Raw genomic sequence first — 23783 nt, forward strand, 5'->3', positions numbered from 1 at the left:
CTTTCGTCAGTCGCCCTTGTGCGGCGGAACCTTGATCTCGATCGCTGCGAGCAGGGCGGTCGTGACCACCATGGCGGTGCCGTGCAGGAGCGCCGCGGGCCGCAGACGGCGGCGCCGGGGCGGTTTGGAGACGATCATTCGCACTCCTCGCGAGAATCGTCGGAGATTGCTGACAGCTGTCCGCTGACCAGGAACAACGCCCCACTCTTCGGGCCGTCACCGACACCGATCGCGGTAAGGCTGCCAGGACCGGCGTCGCACTGTTCGGCCGAGGCCAGGTCGATCCACATCCGGACCGGTGTCACATACTCGTGCCGGGCCCGTCCCGGCGGATAGACGTCTACCTTGGCGAGCGACCCGCGCTCGTCGAGGATCTCGGCGTGGTGCCCGGTGTACCGGTTCCCGGCCCGCGGATCCACCGTGTCCGGCCAGTACAGAACGGACGTGCACTCGTAGTCGTGGGCGTTCACCCCGGGCGGCGGGCACGACGGGCGGATCCGCTCCGGCAGCGAGGCGGCGAACGAACGTTCCAGGTAGACCGCGCCGGCCAGCATCAACTCCGGCCAGCGCGGGCCGAGGGTGGTGCCGCCGACGACCCCGTTGGGCCCAGTGAAACAGTCGTCGACCTGCACGTCGGCCCAGCTGATCTCCTTGGCGACCGCGGCCGACGGACACCGCCCGAGGTCGACCTCGATCAGCAGCGCCGGATCGAACCCGTGATCCACCGGCTCCTGCACCCAGAACGCGCACCGCGTCTCGCCGTCGATCCGGCCGAGGAACCCGGCCATCCCGACGAAGACACTTCTCATCGGGTGCAGATGATGTCGACCTCGCCGATCCAGGTGCCGACCGGGAACGTGTCGCGGGTCTCCTCCTCGGCATCCTCGAGGACGGTGACACACTGCGACGCGCTGTATCCGGCCGCAGCTGCCTGGTTGAAGGCGGAGGTGCGCGCCTTGTTGATGGAGATGGTCGCCGATCGACCTCGCCCGTACCCGATGAACTCGACGGACGTGGCGGCGGCCGCGGGCACCGCCGCCACCCCGACCAGCGCCCCCGCCGCGACCAGCCCGACCACGACCCGCCGGATTTCCGAGAACATGTCTCCCCCTTCGCCTGTGTCGATGGGGAGACTCTGCGACCCACCGGTGCAGAAATCGTGCGGCAAACGTTGAATCCCCTGGCCAGGCGGTGATGCCAGGCCTCCCACCGGTCCGGTCACGGCCAAGACCGCCAGCCGTCGCTCAGGACTGGAATGCGGCCGCCTTAGCCGTCGTGAACGACGGCTGAGACCACCAGCCGTCGCTCAGGACTGGAATACGGCCGCCTTAGCCGTCGTGAACGACGGCTGAGACCACCAGCCGTCGCTCAGGACTGGAATGCGGCCGCCTTAGCCGTGGTGAGCGACGGCTGAGACCGGCGGCCGTCGCTCACCACGCCGCCGCGTGGGGGTGCGGGTTGAAGCGGGAGTATTCGGGGTGGCTCCAGCGCAGCGGTGACGCGCCGTCGACGCGGACGACGTGTTCGACGGTGAAGTCGACGAGCCGCTCTGCGCCGGGCACCACGGCGGCGTGGGCCGGGTCCCAGTCGACGACCGCGGTGCCGCTGAGGTGCAGCAGCATGCCTGTCGCGAAGTCCGGCAGCAGCAGCCCGGCCCGCGGGTTGACCTGGATGTTCCCGAGCGTGTTGAACATCGAGTTGCCGGCGTAGTCCGGCCAGCGCAGCCGGTTCGGGCCGAGCACCTGGAGGAAGCCCGGGTCGCCGCCACGATGGGACGCGTCGGTGTTGCCGTCCAGGTCGGCGGTGGCGACGAAGAACGTGTCGGCGATGCTGGCGAAGCCCATCTCCTCGGCGGTGAGACCGGTGCCGCGCCGGGGCGCGCCGGGCGTGGCGGCCGTCCGGGTCGGCACCCGTTTCTGGATGTATTTCGGGCAGTTGGCGTAGACCTGATCCAACTCGATGCGCAGTCCGGTGGCGGTCGGGTGGGCGGTGCCGTTCATCCGGACCCGGCGGCGGGTGCCGGGCTCAATGGCGATCATCCCGACCCGGGCCGATGTGGTCAGCGCCTGGTGGAGCGGATCCGTGTCGGGCGGAGCCGCGTCGACGGCGAGGGTGGACGGGCCGGTGATCGAGATGAATCCGGGTTCGCCGGTCAGCATGGTGGCCCAGAGGCTGCCGTGGCTGTCGGCTGCGCCGAGCATCAGCATCGGCTGTGCGGCCAGGAAGCCACCGGCCGCGGCCGGGATCGTGGTGTTGAACATCGCGGTCAGGCGTGCGGCTTCGGCGAGCACTCCGGCTCGTCGCTGCGCGTCCAGTTCGCCGGCGTGGTACGGGGACATCATCGGATTCCTTTGATCTACCTAACCAGTGAAACCAACTTTAGAGGTTAGGGCGTCCATCGTCAACCAGTGAACTATGTTTTACCGGTTACACCGGCGTGGTGTGGTGAGATGGATCAGGACGAAAGGGCACACCCGATGAGCACACCCGCCGACCCCCGCCCGCTGATCGGGGAGCCACTGCCGATGGACCTGCTGAACACCAGGTGGACCGACGACGACAGCGCCCACGACCTGCTGGAACTCCCCGGCGGCCTGCGCATCTGGCTTTCCTCGGCGGGCCTCGCCGGGGTGGCGCCGGAGTCCCCGGGGACCCTCGGCGCCCTCGTCGCGACCCGGGCGGCCCTGTCCGCGCTGACCCAGCCGGGCGCCACCGACGACGCCCGGGAAGCGCTCAACGACACCCTGCGCCACGGCCACGTACGGCGGCTGCTCGGCCCGGACGGCCCGCAGACCACGATCGAGACCGACTCACCGGACTGGATCGCGGCCTGGCGCGCGGCCGAGCACTATCTGCGGCTGCTGGAGGATCGCCCGGAACGCATCCGCAAATGCGCCAACCCGGTGTGCACCCTGCGCTTCTACGACGTGTCGAAGGCCGGGGCACGCCGGTGGTGTTCGATGGCGACGTGCGGCAACCGGGCCAAATACCGTAGCCACACCGCGCGGCAGGGCCGGGCGTGACTACTTCTTGAGGCGGCGGCTTCCGGCGTGCCAGTCCTCGGTCGCACCCGGCCGATCCGTGGTGACGCCGAACGACGGCAGCTGCGGCCGCTCCCGCAGGCTGCGCTTGAGCTCGGCAAACCCGGGGAACCGGGCCAGGCCGACCACGTGATCCCACAGCTGCGCGGCCTGCTCCTCGTCGGGCAGCCGGCTGATCACCGGACCGAAGAACGCGACACCCTCCGGCGGTTCGAAGTGCACGATCGGGGTGCCGACGTCCCGGCCGGTGAGCGACAGCGCCTCGTCGGACTCGGCCTGGATCTCGGCGTCCCGGGAGGTGTCGTCGAGGAACCCGGCGAGCGAGACCGGCAGCCCGGCTGCGGCCAGCGCGGCCGACGCCAGCTCCGGAGTGCCCTGCCAGCCCGGCTCGCGGCCCTCGTCCGGGCGCTCCTCCATGATTCGCGCGCCGAACGCGGCATAGAGCCCGCCGATCGCCGCCCGGCCGTGCCGCTCCCGGACGGCCGACGCCACCCGCAGCAGCCGCAGCCCGGCGGTGTGCTGGGCCTCGTACTCCGGCGGGAAGTGACTGTCGTAGTCGATGTGCGAGTTGATCAGGCGCAGCGAGATGAACCGCCAGTCGACCGCATAGTCCCGCTGAGCTTGCACGATCCGGATCCACTTGCTGGTCATCCACGCGAACGGGCAGATCGGGTCGAAGTAGAAGTTGATGTCGGCCCCACCGGTCAGCGAACCGGTAAAACCACTTTCAGCGGTTGTCATGGTTGGCAGAATCGCACGCACCCGCACGGGGTGTCCATGCAAACGAGGCGTACGCGACATCCACGCCGGAGGCGACGGCCGAATACGGTGGGGCGGTTGTCGATCCGGGGCGGGTATGGATCGTCGTACGGGTGAGGGCCACGAACCAGGCCCGCATCCGGCAAAGGACGACACGATGGCCAAGTACATGCTGTTGATCCACGGTGACGCCGAGCAGTGGGACGCGATGACCGCCGAGCAGTGGGTGGCGCACGACGCCGCGCACGCCGCGTTCCGGGAAGCCGCCGGGGACCGGATCGTCGGCGGGGAGCAGCTGGAGCCGGCGCCGACCGCGACCACCGTGCGCAGCGGCGGGACCGGCGAACCGGTGATCACCGACGGCCCGTTCCTGGACGCCAAAGAGGGGCTCGGCGGCTTCTATCTGCTCGAGGCGGGCGACCTCGACGAGGTGCTCAAGCTGGTTCCGCTGCTGCCCGAGGTGCACGCCGCGCACAGCGCCGTCGAGGTCCGGCCGGTGGTGTTCCACGGGTGAACGACGAGGTGGTCGCGGCGGTCGCGGACGCGCACCGTCGCGAGTGGGCCCGGATCGTGGCCACGACCGTACGGCTGACCCGGGATTTTGATCTCGCCGAGGAGTGTGCCCAGGACGCCTTCGCGCAGGCGTTGCGGGTCTGGGCGAGTTCGGGTGTGCCGGACCGGCCGGGTGGCTGGCTGACCGAGGTGGCCCGCAACCGGGCCCGCGACGTGATGCGTCGCGAGGCCCGGTTCCGCCGGGCGCTGCCGCTGCTGGTCGTCGACGAGACCGTGCCCGGCCCGGAGGACGCCCTGGCCGCCGACGACCGGCTGCGGCTGATCTTCACCTGCTGTCATCCGGCGCTCGACCGGCCGACCCAGGTGGCGTTGACGTTGCGACTGGTCAGCGGGTTGTCGACGGCTGAGGTGGCGCGGGCGTTCCTGGTCCGGGAGGCCACCATGGCGGCCCGGATCACCCGGGCGAAACGGAAGATCGCGACGGCCCGGATCCCGTACCGGGTGCCGTCGGCCGACCAGCTCGGCGTGCGGGTCGGCGCGGTGCTCCAGGTGGTGCATCTGATCTTCACGATCGGGCACACCGCCCCGGACGGCGCTCAGCTGATCCGCCGTGACCTGTGCGCCTCCGCGGTCGATCTGGCCCGCCTGCTGCGCCTGCTGATGCCGGCCGACACCGCGGTCGGCGGGCTGCTGGCGCTGCTGCTGCTGAACGAGGCCCGGGCGGCGAGCCGGGTCGGGCCGGACGGCCGGCTGCGGCTGCTCGCCGACCAGGACCGGTCACTGTGGGACACCGCCCTGATCGCCGAGGGGGTGGCGCTGCTCACCGATGCCCTCCGGCGTGGCGAGCCGACCCGGTACGCGGTCGAGGCCGCCATCGCCGCCGTCCACGCCGAGGCGCCGAGGCGCCGAGGCGCCGAGCTGGGCCGGCACCGACTGGGACGAGATCGTCGGCCTGTACGGGGTGCTGCGGGCGATGTGGCCGGACTCCCCCGTCGTACAGCTCAACCGGGCCGTGGCGATCGGCATGCGGGACGGGCCGCAGGCCGGGCTGGACGCGCTGGAGCCGCTGCTCGGTGACCCGGCTCTGGCCACCTACCAGTACCTCAGTGCCGCCCGGGCCGACTTCCTGCGCCGTCTCGGGCGCCGGGCGGAGGCCGCCACCGCCTACGAGGAGGCGCTCACCCTGACCGCCAACGACGTGGAGCGCCGGTATCTGGCCGACCGGCTGGACGAGGTCCGCCACGGCGGCTGAGCAGCAGCGCGGCCAGCGCGGTGAGCACCTCGCCCAGGGCCAGGGCCAGCCAGACGCCGGTGACTCCGGTGTGGGCGAGGACCAGCACGAGCGGCGCTTTGATCGCGAGCAGCGAACCGACCGAGATGACGTAGGACAGCGCGGGCCGGCCGAGGGCCTGCCAGTAGGCGGAGATCAGCGGCGTGACCCCGGCCGCCACGAACCCGAGGGCGATGATGCGCAGCGCGTGTTCCGCGGTGGCGGCCGCTTCGCCGCCGGGCAGGAAGAACGCCACGAGCGGGTCGGCGAACACCACGACGACGATCGCCGACAGTGCGCCGTAGAGGACGCCGGCCCGCAGCGACAGCGTTCTGGCCCGGCGCACCCGGTCGTGGTTGCCACGGCCGGCGTTGTATCCGACGACCGGTTGCAGGCCCTGGCTGATGCCGAGCTGGGGCATCACGACGAAGGTCTGGATCCGGGCGCACACGGCGTAGGCGGCCAGCGCGGCGCCCCCGCCGGCGCCGGACAGGGTGTGGTTGACGAGCACCGCGAGCAGCGTGGCCCCGAAACCGGCCAGGAACGACGGCGCGCCGACCCCGGCCAGGGCCCGCACCGTCGGGCCGTGCGGGATCAGGTCGGACCGGCTGATCCGATACGGCCGGTCGCGCTGCCGGAAGAAGAACCAGATGCTCATCGCCGCCGACACGGCCTGCCCGCCGACGGTGCCGAGGGCCGCTCCGCGTACGCCCCAGCCGAGCCCGAAGATCAGCAGCGGGTCGAGGGTGATCTGGACCAGCACCGGAATCACCCACAGCAGGGTGGAGAACCGCAGCCGCCCCTCGGCGCGGACCAGACTGGAGAACCCGGTCGAGACGAGCGCCCCGCACAGCAGCACGACCGTGTAGTCACGGGTGAGGTCCCGGGTTGCGGCGTCCGCGCCGAGAGCGGTCAGCAGCGGTTCGATGCCCAGCAGCCCGAGCGCGGTGGTCAGGGCGGCGGCGATCCAGAACACGGCGAACGCGTTGCCGGCGGCCCGGGCGGCGCCGGCCCGGTCCCCGGCGCCGAGGCAGCGCGACACCAGCGACGCGCCGCCCACGCCGACCGTGGTGGAGACCGCGCCCAGCACGAGCAGGACCGGGGCGGCCAGGTTGACCGCGGCCATCGCCTCGGCGCCCACCCCGCGGGCCACGAACCAGGCGTTGGTCAGGGCGTACACGCCGTAGACGCCGACCGACAGGGTGGTCTGGGAACTGGTGTGCCACAGCAGCCGCCCGAGCGGACGGCTGCCGAGCATCGCGGCGCTGTCGGTCACGCCGCACCGAACAGCGCCATGACCTCCCGCAGGCGCTCGCGCGCCCAGTCGTACTGACTGGTGTCGGTGTGCCCGCGGTAGTCCGTCTCGATGATCATGATGAGGACCAGGTACAGCGTGTAGAGCCGGCGGCGCGCACGTTCGGTCGAGGTGAGCGCCGGGTGGCCGTACCCCCGCATGAATGATCTTGGATCGCCGAAGGCGGGCAGGTCGAGGCCGGTGAAGCCGGCCTCCATGAGCGGATCGCCGTAGAACGCGCGTTCGTGGTCGATGATCGCGACGATCTTGCCGTCCCGGACCATGACGTTGCTGTCCCACAGGTCCCATTCGACGAACCGGGGCTCGGTCACCTCGTCGAGGCAGGCCAGGTTGGCGTCGATGACCTCGCGGAGCAGGGCGTACGGGTAGCCGAGGTCGACCGGCCGGCGTTCGCCGTCGGCCAGCACGTCGCCGATCATGCGGGTGAAACAGGCCCGCCAGGTGGGGTCGGCGGGGCCGGCGAGCGGCCCGAACGCGTCGCCGCGGATGCTGTTGAGCTCGCGGTTGGCCGCGCCGAGCGCTTCGTTGTACGCGTCGAGCTCGGCCGCCGGCAGGTTCTCCTTGACGATGCCGAGGTTGTCGGCGTCGATGTAGGGCATGGCGAACCAGTCGGCGTCGCAGAGTTCGCGACTGTGGTCGGCATGGTCGACCCGCGGCACCGGCACGCTCGTGCGCTCGGTGATCAGCCGCAGCGACGCCAGCTCGATGTCCATCGCGCCGTGCTCGTAGGTCATCACCCCGACGTGCGGCGGCGGCGCGATCTTGAGGACGACCTCGCCGCCGTCGCGCAGCCGGATCCGGTAGGCCACGTTGAACCAGCCGTGTCCCAGCTCCTGCACCCAGTCGTCGCCGTCCGGGACCTGCTCCGGACCGTACGCCCGGCTGATCATCGCGCGCAGCACGTCGAGCGGCTGGCGGTTCTTGGTGATGCTCTCCATCGGCCGGACGGTACGGGCGAGAGCGCTCTCGGCACCAGTCAGGCGCTGGCCCGTTCGACGAGTTCGAGCGGGAAACGCCGGCGGTAACCGACAGTCACCGTCCCGTCGAGCAGCAGCCTGGTGGCCGCGGCGGCCATGTCCTCGACCGGCATCCGCATCGTGGTCAGCGGCGGGTTCGCGCAGGCAGCGGCGATGCTGTCGTCGAGACCGACCACACCGACGTCCTCCGGCACCCGCCGTCCGGTCGCGGTGATCGCCTGCACCGCCCCGGCACCCATCAGGTCGCACGCCACGAACATCGCGTCCACATCCGGATACCTGTCGAGCAGCCGGCCGGCCGCGTCGAAACCACCCTCCCGGGTGAAGCCACCGCCGGTGTGCAGATCCGCCAGCCCGAACTCGCCGACCGCCCGCAGGTATCCGGCCCGCCGGTTGACCGTGCAGGAGATGCCGTCCGGGCCGTCGATGGCGGCGATCCGCCGGCGGCCGAGCCGGTGCAGGTAGGCCACCGCGGCGTACGCGCCACCGGCGTTGTCCGGCTCCACCGCCGGGACCACCCCGGCCGTCTCCACCAGCGACACCACCCGGCGGCAGCGCTGCTGGAACCGGACCGCGAGCTCGGCCGGCAGGTCAGCCAGCACCGCACCGAGCGACACCCGGTCGGCGACCGCGTCCAGGCCGGCCAGGTCGGTCGTGCCGACCAGGTGGATGCGCAACTGGATGTCCCGGCCGTCGAGAACGGTCATCACCCCGGAGAGCACCCGGCTGTAGTACGGATGCGACCCGAGCCAGCCCACCGACACCAGCGGGGTCGCCACCACGTCGATCGCCGGCTGCTGACGTGACGCCAGCGCCCGCGCCGCCTGATCGGGCGCATACCCCAGCTCGTCGATCACGGTCCGCACCCGGCTCCGGACCGCCGCGGACGCGCCGGGCGCGTTGTTGATCACCCGGGACACGGTCGCCCGGGACACCCCGGCTGCTCGGGCGACGTCCTCGATCGTCAGCTTGCCCACCGGGTCAGTACGGGTTCTTGATCACGAAGTAGGTGCCCCGGATCGTGCCGGCCAGCTTCGACCGCTGCCTGGCGAACTTGAACGCCCCGAGCTCTGCCGGGATCTCCATCCCGTCGGACAGCTTGAACCCGACAGCGCGTTTCCCGCCCTCGTCGACGGTGTACATCACGTTGATCGACAGGCCGCTCTCGTAGAACACATACGCCATCCGGATGTTCTCCACCTGGAACGCCGTCGCTTCGAGGGGCTTCGACGCGATGACCAGGCCCCGCTCCTCGGCCAGGATCCGGTGCACCCAGTCGACGGCCTCGGCAGCCTCGGCCGCCGGCTCGACGGTGAACACATGGCTGTACTTGTTGCGGAAGTAGCGGGCCTCGTTGGCCCGCAACCCGGCGAGCGCGTCGGCGACCGGCGACGACTCCAGCCCGGCGGTCGACACGGTCTCGAAGTCCACGACATGGGACATGGCCACGCTCCTGAACAGTCAGCCGGTTACCGCACCACGGTAGACCCCCGCCGGCGCAGCTCGGTGGGCGTCTGACCGAAGGCGCGCCGGAACGCGCGATGGAACCCGGCCACGTCGGCGAACCCGGCGTCGGCGGCGACATCGGCCACCCGCAGGTGGGCGCGCGCCGGATCACGCAGATCACGGGCCGCCCGCTCCAGGCGCAGCCGGCGCACGGTGGCCGTATACGACAGCTCCCGGCCGGCGAACAGCGCGTGCAGCGACCGTACCGAAATCTCCAGACGCCGGGCCGTCGCGGACGGTGACAGATCCTCGTCGGTCAGATGCTCTTCGATGTCCGCGACCGCGCGGGCGTGGTTGTGCGGCGCCCGCCGGGGCGTCGCCGCCACCGGTTCGGACAGGGCCGCCGCCAGCAGCGCGGCAGCGTGCGGCGCCAGCCGGACCGGTGCGGCGGGCAGAGCGGTCAGCAGATGCCGCAGCGCCGCACCGACCCCGGACGTGGTCGGAACCCGGGTCGCGGTGCTGATCGGGCCGCTGACCTGCGCCTGCAACAGGCCCTCGGGGACGAAGAACGACAACTGCCGGAAGTCGTCGCCGAACTCGAACGTGAACGGCTCCCCGGTGTCGACGACCGCGAGATCCCCCGGCCGCAACACCGTGAACCGTCCAGCCTGCCGCATCGTGCTCACCCCGGTGACCTGCAGATTCGCGTAGAAGCCGGGCGGCGAACCACCCGCCAGATCACGTTCGGTGCGTTCCACCCGCTGCCGCTGCGAGGTGATCCGCGCGATCGAGAACGCCCCGAGCGGCCACTGCGTGACACTGCCGGCGAACCCGTCCCGCAGGTCCGACTCCGGCGTCAGCGCCAGAAACGCCTGGCAGATCATCTCCCGCCAATGCCCGAACTGCCGGGCCGGCGCGACGTCCAGCGTGGACCAGGTCTGCGGCATCACGGCCCCCTCTGTCCGATGCCCGACTTCCGCACGCCATGCAACTCCGCCCGCACGCGCGGCGACACCCCGGCGACCGCAATCCGACACCGTCGAAAAGATGCAGATCAAAACCAGATTCACCGAGGCGTACGGCCTGAGCACCCCGATCGTGCAAGCCGGCATGGCCTTCGTCGGGATGACACCGGACCTCGCCGTGGCGGTGAGCAATGCCGGGGCGATGGGTTCACTCGGGGTCGGACTGATGCCGGCGCCGGCGGTCGCCGCCACGATCGCCGCGATCCGCGCCGGAACCGACGGCCCGTTCCACGTCAACCTGATCACCCCGTTCGCCGTCGACGAGCAGATCGACGTGCTCTGCGAAGCCGGGGTGCCGGCGGCGTCGTTCCACTGGGGGCACCCGCCCCGGCGCTGGATCGACCGGCTGCACGATGCCGGAGTGCGGGTGTTCGAGCAGGTCGGGTCGGTCGAGGACGCCCGGCGGGCCGCGGGGGACGGCGTCGATGTGGTGGTCGCTCAAGGACTGGAGGCGGGTGGGCACAACTTCGCGACGCTGCCCACGTTCGCGCTGGTGCCGCTCGTGGTGGACGCGGTCGCACCGGCCATGGTGCTGGCCTCCGGTGGCATCGCTGACGGGCGCGGGCTGGCTGCCGCCCTGATGCTGGGCGCCGACGGCGGGTGGATCGGTACCCGGCTGGTCGCCACCGACGAGTCGGCCGCCCACGACGGCTACAAGGAACGGCTGGTCGCAGCCGCGGCCACCGCCACGGTCCGGACCTCCCTGTTCGGCCCGGAGACCCCCGACTTCAACCCGATGCGGGTCCTGCGCAACCGGGTCGTCGACGAGCATCCGGACGGCGGCGGTCCACGCCCGGTGATCGGGCACACGGTACTCGGCGGCCAGGAGATCGAGTTGCTGCGCTACACCAACCTGGTGCCGATGCGTTCAGTGACCACCGGCGACCTGGAGGAGATGCCGCTGCTGTCCGGCCAGGGCGTCGGCCTGGTCGACGCGGTCAAGTCGGCCGCCACGGTGATCACCGACCTGACCGCCTCGGCCGCCGCAATGCTGGGCCGCTACCGCTGACCCGCAAAGCGGCGCTTCACGGGCAAGGGCGGCCGTGGCACACGTCGATGATCTGGCCGGTGAGCAGGAACGTCGCCTTCTGCAACTGCGCCTCCGGCTGGGCCCGCGGGAACTCGTGCGGGTCCGGCCCGTACCGAGGATCGCTGGGTGCGAGGTTGGTCGGCGGCGGCGCGTACGCCTCGCCGCTGTTCCACACCACCAGCGCCGACCCCCGGTAGGGATAGGACCGAATCGCGCCGATCCCCCAGAACGGCGCCACCTCGTCGGACCACCCGGGCGCCAGCGCAGGCCGGTGCAGGCGCGCCCCGATGGTCCGGGCCTGCACCTGCGCGGCGGCCGGCGACACCTGATGGTCACCGAACGCGACATGCATCAGCACCCGGTGCGCCGGCGTTCCAGGCAGTGGGCGCGAGGTCAGATGCTGGGCGTAGCCGTTGGCCTCGCCACGATCCCACAGCATCTGGAGCAGTCCGAAGATCACCTGTTGATCGGCTTTGTCCGGATAGGATTGGTCGAGCAGCCGCTGGAACGGCGCGAAGGCGGTGCTGCGCTGCAACAGGGTGCTGTAGTTCATGGCTGGCACCCCGAGCACCGACCGCGTCCAGTCCTGGGCGATCGCGGTCAGCGCTCCCCCGTTGATGCCACCCTGGCTGTTGCCGTCGTAGTGCAGCCCACCCCGCCGATCGAGCAGACTGCGCCCCTGCTCATCCTGAAATGCGGGGTTCGTCGCGAACCCACCGGCGGACACCATCGCCCGTCCGAGGAAGAGAAAATTCAAAAAGCTTTGCTGCAACCTATCCGGTACGGCGGGGAAAGCGCTCAAATCACTCCAGACACCGGCCACGAACGGCACGTCCGCAGCCGAGAGCCCGATCCAGCTCGTCGCACAGAACAGGAAGCCGTACGTCGAAGCCATGGTTTTGACGTTGCCGGCGTTGATCTCAGTCGGTGAGCCGAGCAGCCCGTGCCCGTAGAGCGACAGGTGAGCCGGCCGCTCAGCGCTGACCCCGCGTGGAATGTTGCACACGAACTCCGCGGCGTAGGTGCCGCCGGCCACCGGTAGCCCGGCCCGGTAGTTGAGCCGCGATCCGGGCCCGCCGCTGCCGGTCAGATAGCTGGGCACCGCGATCGTGCCGCGCACCTGGCGAGCGATCCGTGCGTCCTGCTCGACGCTGTAGTCGGTGACCTGCCCGATCGTGAACGCCGGAGCGGCCGGCCCGAGCCCGGCGAACGCGTCGTCGCGCATCCGCAGCACCCGTCCGGTGAGCCCTTCGGCGCTGGCGACGGTGAAGTCCCACGCCGTGTAGAGCCGGTGCCGGGAGATGCCGGCCAGCCGTCGCGGGACGGCCCGGTCCACGCCGGGGATCAGCGCCCCGGACCGGTCACGCAGGTTGCGCAGCACGACGACGTACCGGGTGGCCTCGCTCAACGCCACGGCCGGCCGGATGATGAGCAGCTGCCGGTCGGCTGGGCCGGTCGCATGCGCGTCGAGCTCGGCCCAGTAGGGTGTCCGCTGCCCGGTCCGCGTGTTGATCAGCAGGATCGGCGAGTCCGGCGCCAGCGATCGCCCGATGTCGGTGACCGGCGCGATCCCGCTGGCCACCGGGTCGAGCCCCGGAACATGCACCAGGATCGGCGTGCCCGGACTGAACCCGTCCTGCCGATTCCACTCGGCCGGATCGATGTGCACCCCGCTGACGTTCGCGGGCAGCGCCCCGGCCGCGAAGTGCACCCGCCGCCCGGTCGGACTGCTCCGATCAGCGACGGTGAACCGATCACTGGGGAACGGCAGCAGCCCCTCCCCCACCGGTTGACCGGCGGCGACAGCGACCGTGCCCGGCGCCGCACCGGCCAGCACGACGAGAGCCACGAGCAGAATCCGGCGCCACACCAGGACACCCCCTGACCGCCCATTGAGGACCATCCCTGTCTACGCCACTGCGCCGCGATCCTCAAGACCGGACGGCCGTGCCGATGAACTAAAGATTCTCTCAAGTAATGGGGAGGGCACTGTGGAATGGACGACGGAAGGCCCCACCATGGCCATTAGAAGGCGGCGATGGAGGTAACCCCGATGAGGCTGGCACGTCGTTCCACCGCAACATTTCTGGCCCTGGTGACCGTTCTCGGTCTCGCCCTCTCCGGTTGCAGCTCCGACGCCGACGTGGCCTCGGAGAACCTGTCCAAGGCGGCCGAAGACTTCAAGATCAACCGTCGGGTGGTGTTCTACAACGGGATCACCGACAGCTACATTCTTTCGATCGAGGGTTTCTGCTCGGTCGAGACCGAGGAGGGCAACAAACTCACGGTCACCTGCAAGGTCGGAAACGACTACAAGAAGCATTTCCTGGGACGCTCGGACAACGTCACCTGGTTCGCCGAACAACTGAATGCCGCAAACGTGAGCACAGACCATTACAAAGTCTACTTCAAGCCGTCCACCATCATTTCGGACGTCGATGTGAAGTAGGACGTCCGGCTCACCGTCACTCGAGGTCACCGTCACTCGAGCTCACCGTCACTCGAGGTCACCGTCACTCGAGGTCACCGTCACTCGAGCCGGAGGGTGCGCCCTCCGGCCGCCGGTGAGTCGAGCCCACCCGGTCAGCCGGCCTCGAAGCCCAGCGCGCCGGCCCCTGTCGCCACCCCGAAAGCGATCAGCATCGCGAAACCGATCAGCAGGGCGAGCCCGAGCCCGCCGACCAGGACACTACGTCCCACCGTGAACGAGCTGTCGATGATCGCGCGACCCAGGCTCGGGTAGACGATCGGGGCGGACACGAAGGGCGGGAGCTCGATGCGCTGTGCGTTCATGCTCATAACGATCGGCCCGCAACCTCAAGCCCGCCTCCAGCGGCAATCAAACCCGGCGCAAACCGGTCCGCCTCACCCGGCCACCACCGGATGCAGCCGTGATCACGACACCGGCGTCTGACCGGCGGGTTTGCGGTGGTGCGGGAGGATCCGCTGGTGAGGTTTCGGATGAAGGTGGCGGCCGCCGGTGCAGTGGGGCTGGCCGCAGTGGTGACCGAAGTGATGCTGCGGCGACGCCGGCCGCGGACCGAGCACGGACGCTACGCGGACTGGGTCCATCCCGGTGGACCGCCCGCCCGGCCGGTGCAGGCGCTCGCCAACAGCCGGGCGGTGCGGGCGGCGTGCGAGGTGTTTCCGGTTCCGGCGATGGTCAGTGACATCACCGACGTGGTGTACGTCAACTACGTCGTCCCGGCGGCCCGGCTGCTTCCACTCGTACCGCATGATCTGGAATTGCAACGCGTCGGGCCGGGCGGGGAGCAGGCCGTCTTCACCTTCCTCACCTACCGTCACGGGCGTCTCGGGCCGGCGAAGGCCGGGCCGCTGCGGCGGCTGCTGCCGTCGCCTGTGCAGTCCAACTGGCGGATCTACGTGCAGGACCCGCACACCGGGCACGCCGGCGTGCATTTCGTGACCATGGCCATCGACAGCGCGGCGCACGCCCTCGGCGGGCGGCTGCTCTGCGAGGCGCTGCCCATGCATCTGCTGGCCCGCGGAGACGTCGAAACCCGGGACGACGGAACGGTCCGGCTCCTCCTGGACCCGGGGTCGGGCAGCGCCCCCGACGCCGAGGCGCTGCTGACCCCCGCACCCGACCCGATCGACGGCCCGTGGAGTGCCGCCTTCGGCACCTACCAGGACATGCTGAAGTACGTCGTGCACCAGGACCGGGCGCTGTCGGTCCAGCCGTGGCACCGCTGGGTGACCCGGCAGGAGATCCAGCTCGACCTCACCCCCGGCGACTGCCGGCCACTGCGCGGGCCGGTGCAGTCGGCGGCGGCCCAGGCGCTGGTCGGCGACGCCGAGCCGATCAGCTTCCTGGTCCCCCGGGTGACGCTCCGGGTCGAGGGCGAGCACCACGACCGGCGGATCGGCGGATGAACGGACCGCCGCATCAAAGCCCGAACCGAGGCCGCATCATCCGCCGAACGGGCCGCTCCCACTGAACGCGTAGTCGGCGAACCGGGTGCCGATCAACTGGTGGGCCTCGGCGCTCGGGTGCAGCGCGTCCGGCAGCGGGAGATCGGCGGCGTCCTCCGGCCCATAGAGGCTCAGGCCGTCGAGGAAGTGCAGGTTCTTGTCGGCCGCGCGGCGCTCGGCCAGCGACTGCAACTCCCGCCGGATCACCTGGAGCGTCAGGCGCCCGAACGCGACGTCCCCGGGTGTCCCGGTGGCGGTGAACCGCACCTGCCCGGTGCCGATCGACGCCGGATCGATCGCACCCGGGCCGGGCGTCTCCTCGTGGATGCCGCAGAACAACGGCGAGATCAGGATCAGCGGCACGTCCGGATGCCCGTCCCGGATCGTGTCGAGGAAGCCGTGCACGGCCGGCACGAACGTGCGGACCCGCATGCCGTCGAGATTCACCACGTTGATGCCGAGCTTGACGCTGATCAGGTCGGCCGGGGCGTCGCGGATCACCCGGGCCAGGAACTGATCCACCAGCGCACTGCCGCCCAGCCCGAGATTGCGCAGCTCGACCCCGGCCCGGCGGGCGGCGACGGCCGGCCAGATCTCGCTGGGCGCCACCGCGTTCGACCCGTGGCTGATCGAACTGCCGTGGTGCACCCACACCGGCCGAACCCTGTCGTCGGCTTCGATCGGCGCGTCGGCGTGCAGGTCGACCAGTTCCAGGCTCTCATTGTGTGGCAGCCAGATCTCGACCCGACGCGACGCGGCCGGCGAGCCGGACACCAGCGACCCGCCAGGCAGACCGGACACCGGCGTTGCGACAGGTAGACCGGACACCAGCGACCCGCCAGGCAGACCGGACTCCGGCGTTGCGACAGGCGAGCCGGAGAGCGGCGACGCGGCGGGCAGGCCGGACACCACCGTCGAGTGCGGTGGGCCGGCGTGGAGCGTGGTGCTGCCGGTGGCGAGGTCGACCTCGATCCGGTCGCCGCCGGTCAGCTCGTCGCGTAGGACCAGCTCGCCGTCGACGAACACGTCGACGCGGCCGCGCGGGCGCTCGGCACCGACGTAGGCGATCCGGGTCGGGTGGGTGACGAGCTCGAAACGGGTCGCGGCGGTGCGGAAGCTCACCCGTACACCAGAGGGTTGGCTCTCCATCGACAACAGCTGGCCGTCGGGGAACTGCTCGCGGACCCAGGCAGGCAGCCGGTGTGGCCGAAGGCCACGCGCGGTGGTCTCGGTCTCGGCGGCGCCGCGGATCAGGTCGGATGCGATGGGCATCAGGATCTCCCTTCGGTGGGCCAGTCACGGAAGGCGCTGTCGAGCACGTCCAGCGCGCGCTGCCAGGACGTCTCGACGGCCGGCTCACGGTGGGCGATGCTGCCGTTGGCCTCCAGCGCGAGGAAGCCGTTGACCGTGGCGGCGAGCAGCCGGGTCGCGTGCACCAGCTCGGACTCCGGCAGCGGATAGCCGCGCAGCATCGCCAGGGTGAGGCCGGCCACCCGGGCGGCCGGCTCGGACCGGACCGTCGCCTCGGTGGCAGGGCGTTGCAGGGCCGTCCAGCGGCCGGGGAACCGTCTGGCGTAGTCGCGGTGCGCGTCGGCCAGGGCGGCCAGCGCGTCGCGCCCGGAACGGCCGCCGATGGCGAGCGCGATCCGGTCGGCGAGCTCTGCGAGGGCCAGTTGGTGGATGCGCTCGATCAACGTCGACCGGTCGCGCACATGCGAGTAGAGGCTGGCCGTCTGCACTCCGAACCCGCGGGCCAGAGCGGACAGGGTCAGCGTGTCGAAGCCATCGCGGTCGGCCAGGTCAGCCGCGGCCGCGATGACGACCGCCGAGGTCAGGTTCGCCCGTGCCATGCCCACCAACCTACACCACGTAGGGCTAAACCTAAAGCATTTAGGTTTCGCGGCTTGGGATCATGACGCGGTGAGCCAGTACTTCAAGAACGCGGCAACGCGCGAGACGCTGTGGAACCCGGCGACCCGGGTGGCCCAGCTGTTCTTCCGGATGACCGAGGCGCTGACGCCGCTCGCCGACCGCCCGTGCGGGATCGTCGACCTGGAGTACGACGAGTACGCGGTCGACATCGAGGCGTACGCCGATTTCGTGGATGCGCTGGTGACGAGGTATCTCGCGTCCAATCACACGATCCTCAAGGGAATGCTCGGCGGCTACCTGCCTCCGGCGATCGCGATGGTCTCGCGCAGCGGTCGCACGGTCGCGGCCCTGACGGCGTCGATCGAGCGCTCGAACGAGGCGATCTCACTCAATGTCGACGCCTTCGACCCGCCCGCCGAGCAGCGCGTCCTGATCGAAGCCGCGGCGCAGGCCGAGCGCTCGATGCCCCTCTGACTGCTCGAGTACGGGGCCTATCCCGGACCGGGGACTGACGGATCATGACTCTGGCGTGGTGGTCCTAGGCTGCCGGTCATGACGGGGGAATCCGACGGAATCATCAGGCGTGCCTTTTCGACGCTTGCCTTCTGCTACGCGATGATCTGGTGCCTGCCGGTCGCGCTGGCGAAAATGATGAACGATTCCGACCCTCCCGGCAGCACGCCTGGCTACTCATATGTCAATGGTCGCCGGGAGAGCTGCAAAGGCGATTTCGGGTGCCCGTCTGAGCCGGCGGACCTGGGCGGGGTGTTCCAGAGCACGGGTGTGGCCCTGATTCCGAGTCTGCTCGTGGCAGTGCCGCTCTGCGCGTACCTGGCCCGGAAATGGCAGATGCCGGTCTTTGCCGGAATCGTTGCCGCCGTCACCGGCTGGATCACCATCTGCGCGGCCAGGCTGCTCTTTCTGGGTGCCTGAGAAATGCCGCCGGACCGGCGGGACCGGTCCGGCGGCAGGTGCGTCAGCGGCCGATGCTCGGCCGCAGCTGCCATTGCTGGTCGTTGGTGTTGTTGTCCCGGTACTGCTGGACGTTGGCGCTGTCCGCCGTCGACATGCCGTCGACCGCGAGCAGCTTGCCGCTGTGCCGGTTGACCAGCTTGTAGTTGCCGTCCCCGGCGTCCACCGGCAGCCACAGATGATCGGCGGTTCCGTTGTCGTCGTACTGGACGACCTGGGCGCTGTCGGCCGTCGACATGCCGGTCACGCCGAGGACCTTGCCGCTGTTGAGGTTCATGATCCGGAAGTAGCCGTCGCCGTTGTCGATCAGTTCCCAGCGGTGGTCCAGCGTTCCGGTGTCGCTGTACTGCTGCACCGGGGCGCTGTTGGCGGTGGACGCGTTGTTGACGGCGAGGAGTTTCCCGCTGTGCCGGTTGAAGATCTTGAAGGTGGGCCGGGACCACACCTGCAGTTCGCTGAGTCCCCAGCCGACCCCGCCGCCCCGGTTGGGCGCGAGCACCCGCAACCGGGACGTGGTGACCGGCGCGAACGTGTGCCGGGTGAGCCCGTTGGCGACAGGTGACGTCCCGGTGACGATGGTCTGCCACTGGCTGCCGGTCCACTGCTGGAGCTCGTAGCCGGTGGGGACGCGCACTCCCCCACCGTCGTCGTAGAAGTAGAGGCGCACGTCGTCGACGACCACCTGACGCCCGAAATCCACCCCGACGTGATCGCTGGCGTTCGGTGAGCTGTAACTCGTCCACCTGGTGTTCTGCGGGACGTTGTTCTCGAAGATGTTGCCGTCGATGGTCCGCCACGCGTTGTCGACGGTGAACGTGTAGGAAGCGAACGGCTGCGCCGACCCGTTGCCGTGCCGCTGCGGATTGGCGGCGATGTTGACCCGCTGCCCGGACGGCTGCGCGACCGGGCTTCCGACAGCGACGGTCAACGGCGTCAAACCAGGCTGCGCCGCTCGCTGTACGCCGTCCACGAACACTTTCAGGCCGGCGCCACGCCCGTACCGGCTGCCGGTCCGATCCCAGAGCACGGTGAGGTTGTGGCCGTGGTACGGCGCGTTCTCCAGCAGGAAGTAGTCCCACGAGGCGGGCGCGAGCGGCTTGACCGTCACCGTGTCGTCGGCACGGGCGTCGACGCCGATCAGCCCGGAGATCACGTTGTCGACGTAGGTGGAGTGGTTGTAGTCCTCGCTGTGGCCGCCGCCGTCGTAGATCCACCGGTTCTCGTCCGGGTGATGGGCCTCGGCGACGTAGGGCACCCCGTTGCGGTACTGGGTGAGCGCGTACCTACGCAGCAGGTCGACGTAGTCGGCGCTGTCCGCGTACTGCTGCGCCGGATAGTCCTGCAGGAGATTGGCAAGACCGGTCAAGACCTGCGAGGTGGCGTACGGCCACGACGGCCCGTTCCATCGGCAGCAGCCGCTGAGCGCGTCCCGCATGAACTGTGGGCTGCGCCGTTCCGCGGTGGTCGGCCCGTATGCCGAGTAGAAGCCCTGCGGGTCGGTCACCTGTGCCCAGGCCACCGACCGGCTCGCGTCGGGCATGTCGAACATCCACGGCACGAACCCGATGTGCTCCCGGGTGTCGAGCCTGGTCAGCCCCGGGTTCTGGTCGCGCATCACGTGGTAGTAGAAGTTTCGCTGGGAGTCCCACAGCCGGGAGTCCATGTTCGTCTTCAGGGCCGCGGCCCGTGAGTTGTAGAGGTCAGCGGTGGCGGTGTCGCCGCGCAGCGCGGCGATGCTCGCGATGGCCCGCGCGTCGCCGTACTGGTAGGCGTTGATGCTGGGCCGGTATCCGGCGCCGCCGTGGTAGGGGTCGCTGGACTGGTAGGACGCGGCCGACAGTTCGCTGGCGTCCCAGACCGGCACCTGCCAGTACAGGCCGAGGGCCGCGTTGTACTGCACGTTCCACCGATCGTAGAAGCGTTGCAGGGCCGGCTGCTGTGCGGTCACGAAGGCCCGGTCGCCGTTGGCGAGGTACCTGTTCCACACCGCGCTGGCCGCCCAGAAGCTGTACTCGTGACCCCAGTCGGTGGTGTTCGGGTTGACCTCCTCGACCGCCGGTTTGGGGCCGGCGCCGGGACCGGTCAGCCAGTAGTTGATGTAGTCGTCGAGGTACTGGCTGTTGCGTACCCACCGGCCCTCGTTGATGTGGTGACCGGCCGCGGCCGAGATGCCGCCGTAGGGCGCGCCGTAGGAGACCGGGTTGAGGAACTCGCTGGAGATCCAGCCGAACTGCGGCCCGGTGTAGACCAGATGCTCCTTCCAGGTCTTCCACCGGTAGTAGTAGACGTCCTGGATCTGCCGGTCGGGCACCTCGAGGAACGGGATGTTGGCCCGGTACCAGGCGGGGTCGTTGAACCCGCCGACGAAACTGTCCTTGTTCAGAAATGTGGTACCGGCGCCGACCGCGGGCAGCGGGTCGGGCGGGTCTGCGGCCCGCGCCGGAGCGGCCCCGGCGAGGGCGACGGTCAGTACGCTGGCGCAGGCCAGCAGGGATCGAAGACGCACGGGCGGACTCCTCGGTGACAGGCGCACGGCCATCTGTAAGGAATCCAACCTGTTAAATGCGTCAGGTGTCAATCTCTGATGGAACCTGAGCGAAAATGTGCCGCTCGGCCAGCCATGCGGTGAACCGGTCCGCCGGCAACGGACGGCTCAGGTGGTAGCCCTGCACCAGATCGCAGTCCCAGTCCCGCAGACGGCACAGCGCGTCCTCGCTCTCCACCCCCTCGGCGATCATCCGCATCCCGAGGTTGTGGGCCAGCTCGACGGTGCTCTTCACGATCGCCGCGCTCCGCGGATCGGTGTCACAGTGCGTCACGAACGCCCGGTCCAGTTTCAGGTCGTCCACCGGCAGCGCGTGCAGGTAGGCCAGGCTGGAATAGCCGGTGCCGTAGTCGTCGACGGCCAGCCGTACCCCCATCTCCCGCAACTCGCCCAGCACCGCGGTGGCCCGGGCCGCGTCGCGCATCAGGATCTCCTCGGTGACCTCCAGATGCAGCGCGGCCGGTGGCACGTCGTAACGCGACAGCGCATCGGCGACGTGGCCGGGCAGGGTGGTGTCCTGCAGGTTCGACGCGGACAGGTTCACCGCCACCACCAGCTCCAGGCCGGCGGCCCGCCAGTCCCGGCACTGCGCCAGCGCGATGTCCAGCACCTGAAGGGTGAGCCGGCCCATCAGGCCGGCGTGCTCGGCCAGCGGCAGGAACACGTCCGGGAACACCAGGCCCCGGCGCGGGTGATCCCACCGGACGAGCGCCTCCACGCCGGTCACCGTGCCCGAGGCGACATGCATCTGCGGCTGGTAGTGCAGGGTCAGCTCGCCCCGGTCCAGGCCGACCCGCAACTCCTCCAGCGTGGTGAGGCGCTGCCGGCCGGCCACGTCGTCGGCCGCCCCGGTCGCCAGCGCCACACCCCGGTGATCGTTCTTGGCCACGTACATGGCGTTGTCGGCCTGGCGCAGCAGCACGCTGTGGTCGCCGCCGTGATCCGGGTGGACCGCCACCCCGATGCTGGCGTCCACGTGCAGCGCGATCTGGTCCAGGTCGAACGGCCGCCGCAGCGCGGTGAGCAGGCCGACGGCGATCTTCTGCGCCCGGACCGGGTCGGCGTCCGGCATGATCACGCCGAACTCGTCGCCGCCCAGCCGGGCCAGCACCCCCTCGCCGCCGATCGCCTCGGACAGCCGCTTCGCGACCATCCGCAGCAGCCGGTCACCGAGGTGATGGCCGAAACTGTCGTTGATCTCCTTGAACCGGTCCAGGTCGACGATCGCGACGGCCAGCGGCGCCGGCGGGTCGCTCTCCGACAGGCTGCGGCTCAGGATCTCCAGGAAACGACGGCGGTTCGGCAGCCCGGTCAGATCGTCGGTGCGGGCCTGCCGCCGGGCATCGGACAATTTCTCGACGGTACGGACGGTCAGCAGCATCCGCACGATCGCGCCGGTGATCGCGGTAGCCGCCAGCACGCTGCTGGCCAGTGGCAGCGGGTGGGCACGCCAGTTGTCGCTCAACAACAGCAGCATCGACGCGTACGCCAGCGCGGCCGGCAGCACCATGCCGACCAGGGCCCGCGCCGGGCGCCGCTCCGCGCTGGGCTGTGGAGTCTGCCAGGCGGCCAGCACGATGACCGCGAGCGCGACGGTCCACAGCACGTCGGTCCAGCCGCTCGGGATGTAGACGCCACTGTTGGTCTCGAGCATCCGCAGCGCGTTGGCCACGGTGTTGATGCCCATGCCGGTCAGCAGCAGCGTCCAGACCCGCTCCAGCCGCCAGTTGCTCAGCGCCCACGAGCCGAGCAGCACCCCGGCGAGCACGATGTCGGACACCGGGTAGGCGACACTGACCAGCATCGACAGCCCGGCCCCGACCGAGTCGGCGGTGACCCCGGTCAGGAACACCACCGCCGCGAACGCGGCCGCACAGGACGCGGCGATCAGGCCGTCCAGCCACGTGGACAGGCTGATCCGCGACTGCCGGGCGCGCAGCAGCAGATAGACCGCGGTGTAGGCGAACGGGTAGTAGGCCAGCCACATCAGGTCGGCCGCCGACGGGTACGGCACCGGATCCTGGTGGACGACGACGGCGATCCAGTAGACCGTGCCCGCCGCGTAGAAACTGAGCCCGCCGGCCATCAGCAGCCAGGCGCCACGGTCCTCGCGCACCAGCACGGCCCGCGCCCAGACCAGTGCGGCGGCCAGCAGGTACACCGCGTCCTGGAGCGCGTTGCGGGTCCCGGAATGCTGCTCCAGCCACGACCGCACCACCGGAACGGCCGCCACGAACTGGGCGACGAGCAGCACGACGCCGAGCCCGAAGGCGGCCCGGAGCCACCATCGGCCCCGCGCCGACGCCATCGTCAATGCAGCCACAGACACCTGATCGGTAGAACGGTTCGTACCGATGAGGCTAACCGGCGGCGAACCAGCGGCACCGCGGTTCCTCCCGAGCGGTCATCGGCACCCGAAACGGCACCTGGCCTGCTACGATCCCGCGCTGACAAGATCAACGAAAGTCATCATCTCCATAGAGGCACGCATGAGTATCGCAATCCCGTCCACCCTGGTCCAGAACGGCACCGGGATACCCGCCGTGTGTGCCAGGCACGGCGAGCCCGCGGCGGTTCACAAGTCGGTGCGATTCCTGTCCAAGGCGCCCGGCTGGTCGTACCTGCTGATCCTGATCGGTGTTCTGCCGTTCGTGATCGTGAACATGCTGATCCGTAAGGAGGTACAGGCCACGGCCTGGCCGTTCTGCGCCTCCTGCGTGAAGCTGCACAACACCCGGCTGCCCGTCGGCATCGGCCTGATGCTGCTGTGGCCGCTGAGCTTCGTGGCGGGCAGCGCCGCCGGAGACATCGGCGCGCTGCTCGTGCTGCTGGGTTTCGTCTCCCTCATCGTCGGCCTCGGCCTGGCCACCCGTGGCACGTACCGCATGCTGCCCTGGGGCTTCGCATCACGGGACGGCTCGGCCGTCGACTTCCCGAAGGCGCACCCCGCCTTCGTGGCCGGCGCCCAGGCCGCCTACGCCCAGGCCGCGCAGCAGTACGCCGCCTGGCAGGCGAGCCAGCAGCAGCAGTCGCCCTACAAGGCGCCGTACTCCCAGTAGGCCCCGCCCGACCGGGACCTCCGGCA

24 protein-coding genes and 1 pseudogene are annotated in these 23783 nt (G+C 70.2%); 9 read left to right on the top strand and 16 right to left on the bottom strand.

Annotated features, from left to right (window positions below; genetic code table 11):
* Positions 1-6: 6 nt before the first annotated feature.
* The 4 genes from AB0E94_RS41120 to AB0E94_RS41135 all read right to left on the bottom strand — a co-directional run bounded on the left by AB0E94_RS41120 (position 7) and on the right by AB0E94_RS41135 (position 2339).
* Positions 7-138 (bottom strand): hypothetical protein, encoded by a 132-nt coding sequence (locus AB0E94_RS41120; protein ID WP_360337913.1) that lies wholly within the window; start codon positions 136-138, stop codon positions 7-9.
* Positions 135-809 (bottom strand): hypothetical protein, encoded by a 675-nt coding sequence (locus AB0E94_RS41125; protein WP_360337916.1) that lies wholly within the window; start codon positions 807-809, stop codon positions 135-137. The genes AB0E94_RS41120 and AB0E94_RS41125 overlap by 4 nt, the downstream gene beginning before the upstream one ends.
* A complete protein-coding gene (locus AB0E94_RS41130; protein WP_360337919.1) occupies positions 806-1102 on the bottom strand; it encodes a hypothetical protein in 297 nt (98 codons plus the stop codon). The genes AB0E94_RS41125 and AB0E94_RS41130 overlap by 4 nt, the downstream gene beginning before the upstream one ends.
* A gap of 328 nt (positions 1103-1430) precedes the next feature.
* Positions 1431-2339 carry a pyridoxamine 5'-phosphate oxidase family protein gene (locus tag AB0E94_RS41135; RefSeq protein ID WP_360337922.1) on the bottom strand — a complete coding sequence of 303 codons (909 nt, stop codon included), beginning with the start codon at positions 2337-2339 and terminating at the stop codon, positions 1431-1433.
* A gap of 111 nt (positions 2340-2450) precedes the next feature.
* On the opposite strand from AB0E94_RS41135, the gene AB0E94_RS41140 reads away from it, so the two are divergent.
* On the top strand, positions 2451-3023 hold the full coding sequence (locus tag AB0E94_RS41140) for a CGNR zinc finger domain-containing protein (protein WP_360337925.1): 573 nt from the start codon (positions 2451-2453) through the stop codon (positions 3021-3023).
* On the opposite strand, the gene AB0E94_RS41145 is transcribed toward AB0E94_RS41140, so the two are convergent.
* A complete protein-coding gene (locus AB0E94_RS41145) occupies positions 3024-3782 on the bottom strand; it encodes a hypothetical protein (protein WP_360337928.1) in 759 nt (252 codons plus the stop codon).
* A 175-nt stretch (positions 3783-3957) separates the two neighbouring features.
* Here AB0E94_RS41145 and AB0E94_RS41150 point away from each other — a divergent pair, with 175 nt between their 5' ends.
* Together AB0E94_RS41150 and AB0E94_RS41155 are read left to right on the top strand one after the other, a co-directional pair.
* Positions 3958-4314, top strand: a complete 357-nt coding sequence (locus AB0E94_RS41150) for a YciI family protein (protein ID WP_360337931.1) — start codon at positions 3958-3960, stop codon at positions 4312-4314.
* A gap of 53 nt (positions 4315-4367) precedes the next feature.
* Positions 4368-5565 (top strand): annotated as a pseudogene (locus tag AB0E94_RS41155) (sigma-70 family RNA polymerase sigma factor).
* Here AB0E94_RS41155 and AB0E94_RS41160 read toward each other — a convergent pair.
* The 5 genes from AB0E94_RS41160 to AB0E94_RS41180 are packed head-to-tail and all read right to left on the bottom strand — an operon-like array spanning position 5492 to position 10268.
* The gene (locus AB0E94_RS41160; protein ID WP_360337934.1) at positions 5492-6859 is read right to left on the bottom strand and encodes an MATE family efflux transporter; all 1368 of its coding nucleotides are present in this window, start codon (positions 6857-6859) and stop codon (positions 5492-5494) included. The pseudogene AB0E94_RS41155 and the gene AB0E94_RS41160 overlap by 74 nt on opposite strands.
* Positions 6856-7836, bottom strand: coding sequence for an aminoglycoside phosphotransferase family protein (locus tag AB0E94_RS41165; protein WP_360337937.1), 981 nt, complete (start codon positions 7834-7836; stop codon positions 6856-6858). Before AB0E94_RS41165 ends, AB0E94_RS41160 begins: the two co-directional genes overlap by 4 nt.
* Positions 7837-7874: 38 nt before the next feature.
* On the bottom strand, positions 7875-8852 hold the full coding sequence (locus tag AB0E94_RS41170; RefSeq protein ID WP_360337940.1) for a LacI family DNA-binding transcriptional regulator: 978 nt from the start codon (positions 8850-8852) through the stop codon (positions 7875-7877).
* Positions 8853-8856: 4 nt separating this feature from the next.
* Positions 8857-9318, bottom strand: a complete 462-nt coding sequence (locus tag AB0E94_RS41175) for a phage tail protein (RefSeq protein ID WP_360337943.1) — start codon at positions 9316-9318, stop codon at positions 8857-8859.
* A gap of 26 nt (positions 9319-9344) precedes the next feature.
* A complete protein-coding gene (locus tag AB0E94_RS41180; RefSeq protein ID WP_360337946.1) occupies positions 9345-10268 on the bottom strand; it encodes a helix-turn-helix domain-containing protein in 924 nt (307 codons plus the stop codon).
* A 100-nt stretch (positions 10269-10368) separates the two neighbouring features.
* On the opposite strand from AB0E94_RS41180, the gene AB0E94_RS41185 reads away from it, so the two are divergent.
* On the top strand, positions 10369-11355 hold the full coding sequence (locus AB0E94_RS41185; protein ID WP_360337949.1) for a nitronate monooxygenase: 987 nt from the start codon (positions 10369-10371) through the stop codon (positions 11353-11355).
* A 16-nt stretch (positions 11356-11371) separates the two neighbouring features.
* On the opposite strand, the gene AB0E94_RS41190 is transcribed toward AB0E94_RS41185, so the two are convergent.
* On the bottom strand, positions 11372-13246 hold the full coding sequence (locus AB0E94_RS41190; protein ID WP_360337952.1) for a hypothetical protein: 1875 nt from the start codon (positions 13244-13246) through the stop codon (positions 11372-11374).
* A gap of 183 nt (positions 13247-13429) precedes the next feature.
* Here AB0E94_RS41190 and AB0E94_RS41195 point away from each other — a divergent pair, with 183 nt between their 5' ends.
* Complete coding sequence (locus AB0E94_RS41195) at positions 13430-13825, top strand: hypothetical protein (RefSeq protein ID WP_360337955.1); 396 nt, start codon at positions 13430-13432, stop codon at positions 13823-13825.
* A 134-nt stretch (positions 13826-13959) separates the two neighbouring features.
* On the opposite strand, the gene AB0E94_RS41200 is transcribed toward AB0E94_RS41195, so the two are convergent.
* A complete protein-coding gene (locus tag AB0E94_RS41200; RefSeq protein ID WP_360337958.1) occupies positions 13960-14169 on the bottom strand; it encodes a hypothetical protein in 210 nt (69 codons plus the stop codon).
* 156 nt (positions 14170-14325) lie between these two features.
* Here AB0E94_RS41200 and AB0E94_RS41205 point away from each other — a divergent pair, with 156 nt between their 5' ends.
* A complete protein-coding gene (locus AB0E94_RS41205) occupies positions 14326-15270 on the top strand; it encodes a DUF2071 domain-containing protein (RefSeq protein WP_360337961.1) in 945 nt (314 codons plus the stop codon).
* A 36-nt stretch (positions 15271-15306) separates the two neighbouring features.
* Here the strand turns inward: AB0E94_RS41205 and AB0E94_RS41210 are convergent, their stop codons facing one another.
* Positions 15307-16581: a GDSL-type esterase/lipase family protein gene (locus tag AB0E94_RS41210; RefSeq protein ID WP_360337964.1), complete on the bottom strand. Its 1275-nt coding sequence runs from the start codon at positions 16579-16581 to the stop codon at positions 15307-15309.
* On the bottom strand, positions 16581-17159 hold the full coding sequence (locus AB0E94_RS41215; RefSeq protein ID WP_360337967.1) for a TetR-like C-terminal domain-containing protein: 579 nt from the start codon (positions 17157-17159) through the stop codon (positions 16581-16583). Before AB0E94_RS41215 ends, AB0E94_RS41210 begins: the two co-directional genes overlap by 1 nt.
* Positions 17160-17229: 70 nt before the next feature.
* On the opposite strand from AB0E94_RS41215, the gene AB0E94_RS41220 reads away from it, so the two are divergent.
* Both AB0E94_RS41220 and AB0E94_RS41225 read left to right on the top strand, forming a co-directional pair.
* Complete coding sequence (locus tag AB0E94_RS41220) at positions 17230-17655, top strand: DUF6086 family protein (RefSeq protein ID WP_360337970.1); 426 nt, start codon at positions 17230-17232, stop codon at positions 17653-17655.
* A 78-nt stretch (positions 17656-17733) separates the two neighbouring features.
* Positions 17734-18114 (top strand): hypothetical protein, encoded by a 381-nt coding sequence (locus AB0E94_RS41225; protein ID WP_360337973.1) that lies wholly within the window; start codon positions 17734-17736, stop codon positions 18112-18114.
* A 43-nt stretch (positions 18115-18157) separates the two neighbouring features.
* Here the strand turns inward: AB0E94_RS41225 and AB0E94_RS41230 are convergent, their stop codons facing one another.
* Together AB0E94_RS41230 and AB0E94_RS41235 are read right to left on the bottom strand one after the other, a co-directional pair.
* Positions 18158-20659: an RICIN domain-containing protein gene (locus tag AB0E94_RS41230; RefSeq protein WP_360337976.1), complete on the bottom strand. Its 2502-nt coding sequence runs from the start codon at positions 20657-20659 to the stop codon at positions 18158-18160.
* A 61-nt stretch (positions 20660-20720) separates the two neighbouring features.
* A complete protein-coding gene (locus tag AB0E94_RS41235) occupies positions 20721-23021 on the bottom strand; it encodes an EAL domain-containing protein (RefSeq protein WP_360337979.1) in 2301 nt (766 codons plus the stop codon).
* A 166-nt stretch (positions 23022-23187) separates the two neighbouring features.
* Between AB0E94_RS41235 and AB0E94_RS41240 the strand changes: the two genes are divergently transcribed.
* A complete protein-coding gene (locus AB0E94_RS41240; RefSeq protein ID WP_360337982.1) occupies positions 23188-23757 on the top strand; it encodes a hypothetical protein in 570 nt (189 codons plus the stop codon).
* Positions 23758-23783 lie beyond the last annotated feature (26 nt).

This window comes from Actinoplanes sp. NPDC026670, from assembly GCF_040638175.1.
GTDB lineage: Bacteria > Actinomycetota > Actinomycetes > Mycobacteriales > Micromonosporaceae > Actinoplanes.

What these genes read in the sequence shown, in the direction of transcription:
- AB0E94_RS41195 (WP_360337955.1), top strand. Translation starts at nt 13,430, where the DNA reads ATGAGGCTGGCACGTCGTTCCACCGCAACATTTCTGGCCCTGGTGACC.
- AB0E94_RS41125 (WP_360337916.1), bottom strand. Translation starts at nt 809, where the DNA reads ATGAGAAGTGTCTTCGTCGGGATGGCCGGGTTCCTCGGCCGGATCGAC.
- AB0E94_RS41145 (WP_360337928.1), bottom strand. Translation starts at nt 3,782, where the DNA reads ATGACAACCGCTGAAAGTGGTTTTACCGGTTCGCTGACCGGTGGGGCC.
- AB0E94_RS41200 (WP_360337958.1), bottom strand. Translation starts at nt 14,169, where the DNA reads ATGAACGCACAGCGCATCGAGCTCCCGCCCTTCGTGTCCGCCCCGATC.
- AB0E94_RS41165 (WP_360337937.1), bottom strand. Translation starts at nt 7,836, where the DNA reads ATGGAGAGCATCACCAAGAACCGCCAGCCGCTCGACGTGCTGCGCGCG.
- AB0E94_RS41240 (WP_360337982.1), top strand. Translation starts at nt 23,188, where the DNA reads ATGAGTATCGCAATCCCGTCCACCCTGGTCCAGAACGGCACCGGGATA.
- AB0E94_RS41130 (WP_360337919.1), bottom strand. Translation starts at nt 1,102, where the DNA reads ATGTTCTCGGAAATCCGGCGGGTCGTGGTCGGGCTGGTCGCGGCGGGG.
- AB0E94_RS41210 (WP_360337964.1), bottom strand. Translation starts at nt 16,581, where the DNA reads ATGCCCATCGCATCCGACCTGATCCGCGGCGCCGCCGAGACCGAGACC.
- AB0E94_RS41135 (WP_360337922.1), bottom strand. Translation starts at nt 2,339, where the DNA reads ATGTCCCCGTACCACGCCGGCGAACTGGACGCGCAGCGACGAGCCGGA.
- AB0E94_RS41225 (WP_360337973.1), top strand. Translation starts at nt 17,734, where the DNA reads ATGACGGGGGAATCCGACGGAATCATCAGGCGTGCCTTTTCGACGCTT.
- AB0E94_RS41150 (WP_360337931.1), top strand. Translation starts at nt 3,958, where the DNA reads ATGGCCAAGTACATGCTGTTGATCCACGGTGACGCCGAGCAGTGGGAC.
- AB0E94_RS41175 (WP_360337943.1), bottom strand. Translation starts at nt 9,318, where the DNA reads ATGTCCCATGTCGTGGACTTCGAGACCGTGTCGACCGCCGGGCTGGAG.
- AB0E94_RS41140 (WP_360337925.1), top strand. Translation starts at nt 2,451, where the DNA reads ATGGATCAGGACGAAAGGGCACACCCGATGAGCACACCCGCCGACCCC.
- AB0E94_RS41185 (WP_360337949.1), top strand. Translation starts at nt 10,369, where the DNA reads ATGCAGATCAAAACCAGATTCACCGAGGCGTACGGCCTGAGCACCCCG.
- AB0E94_RS41180 (WP_360337946.1), bottom strand. Translation starts at nt 10,268, where the DNA reads ATGCCGCAGACCTGGTCCACGCTGGACGTCGCGCCGGCCCGGCAGTTC.
- AB0E94_RS41215 (WP_360337967.1), bottom strand. Translation starts at nt 17,159, where the DNA reads ATGGCACGGGCGAACCTGACCTCGGCGGTCGTCATCGCGGCCGCGGCT.
- AB0E94_RS41120 (WP_360337913.1), bottom strand. Translation starts at nt 138, where the DNA reads ATGATCGTCTCCAAACCGCCCCGGCGCCGCCGTCTGCGGCCCGCGGCG.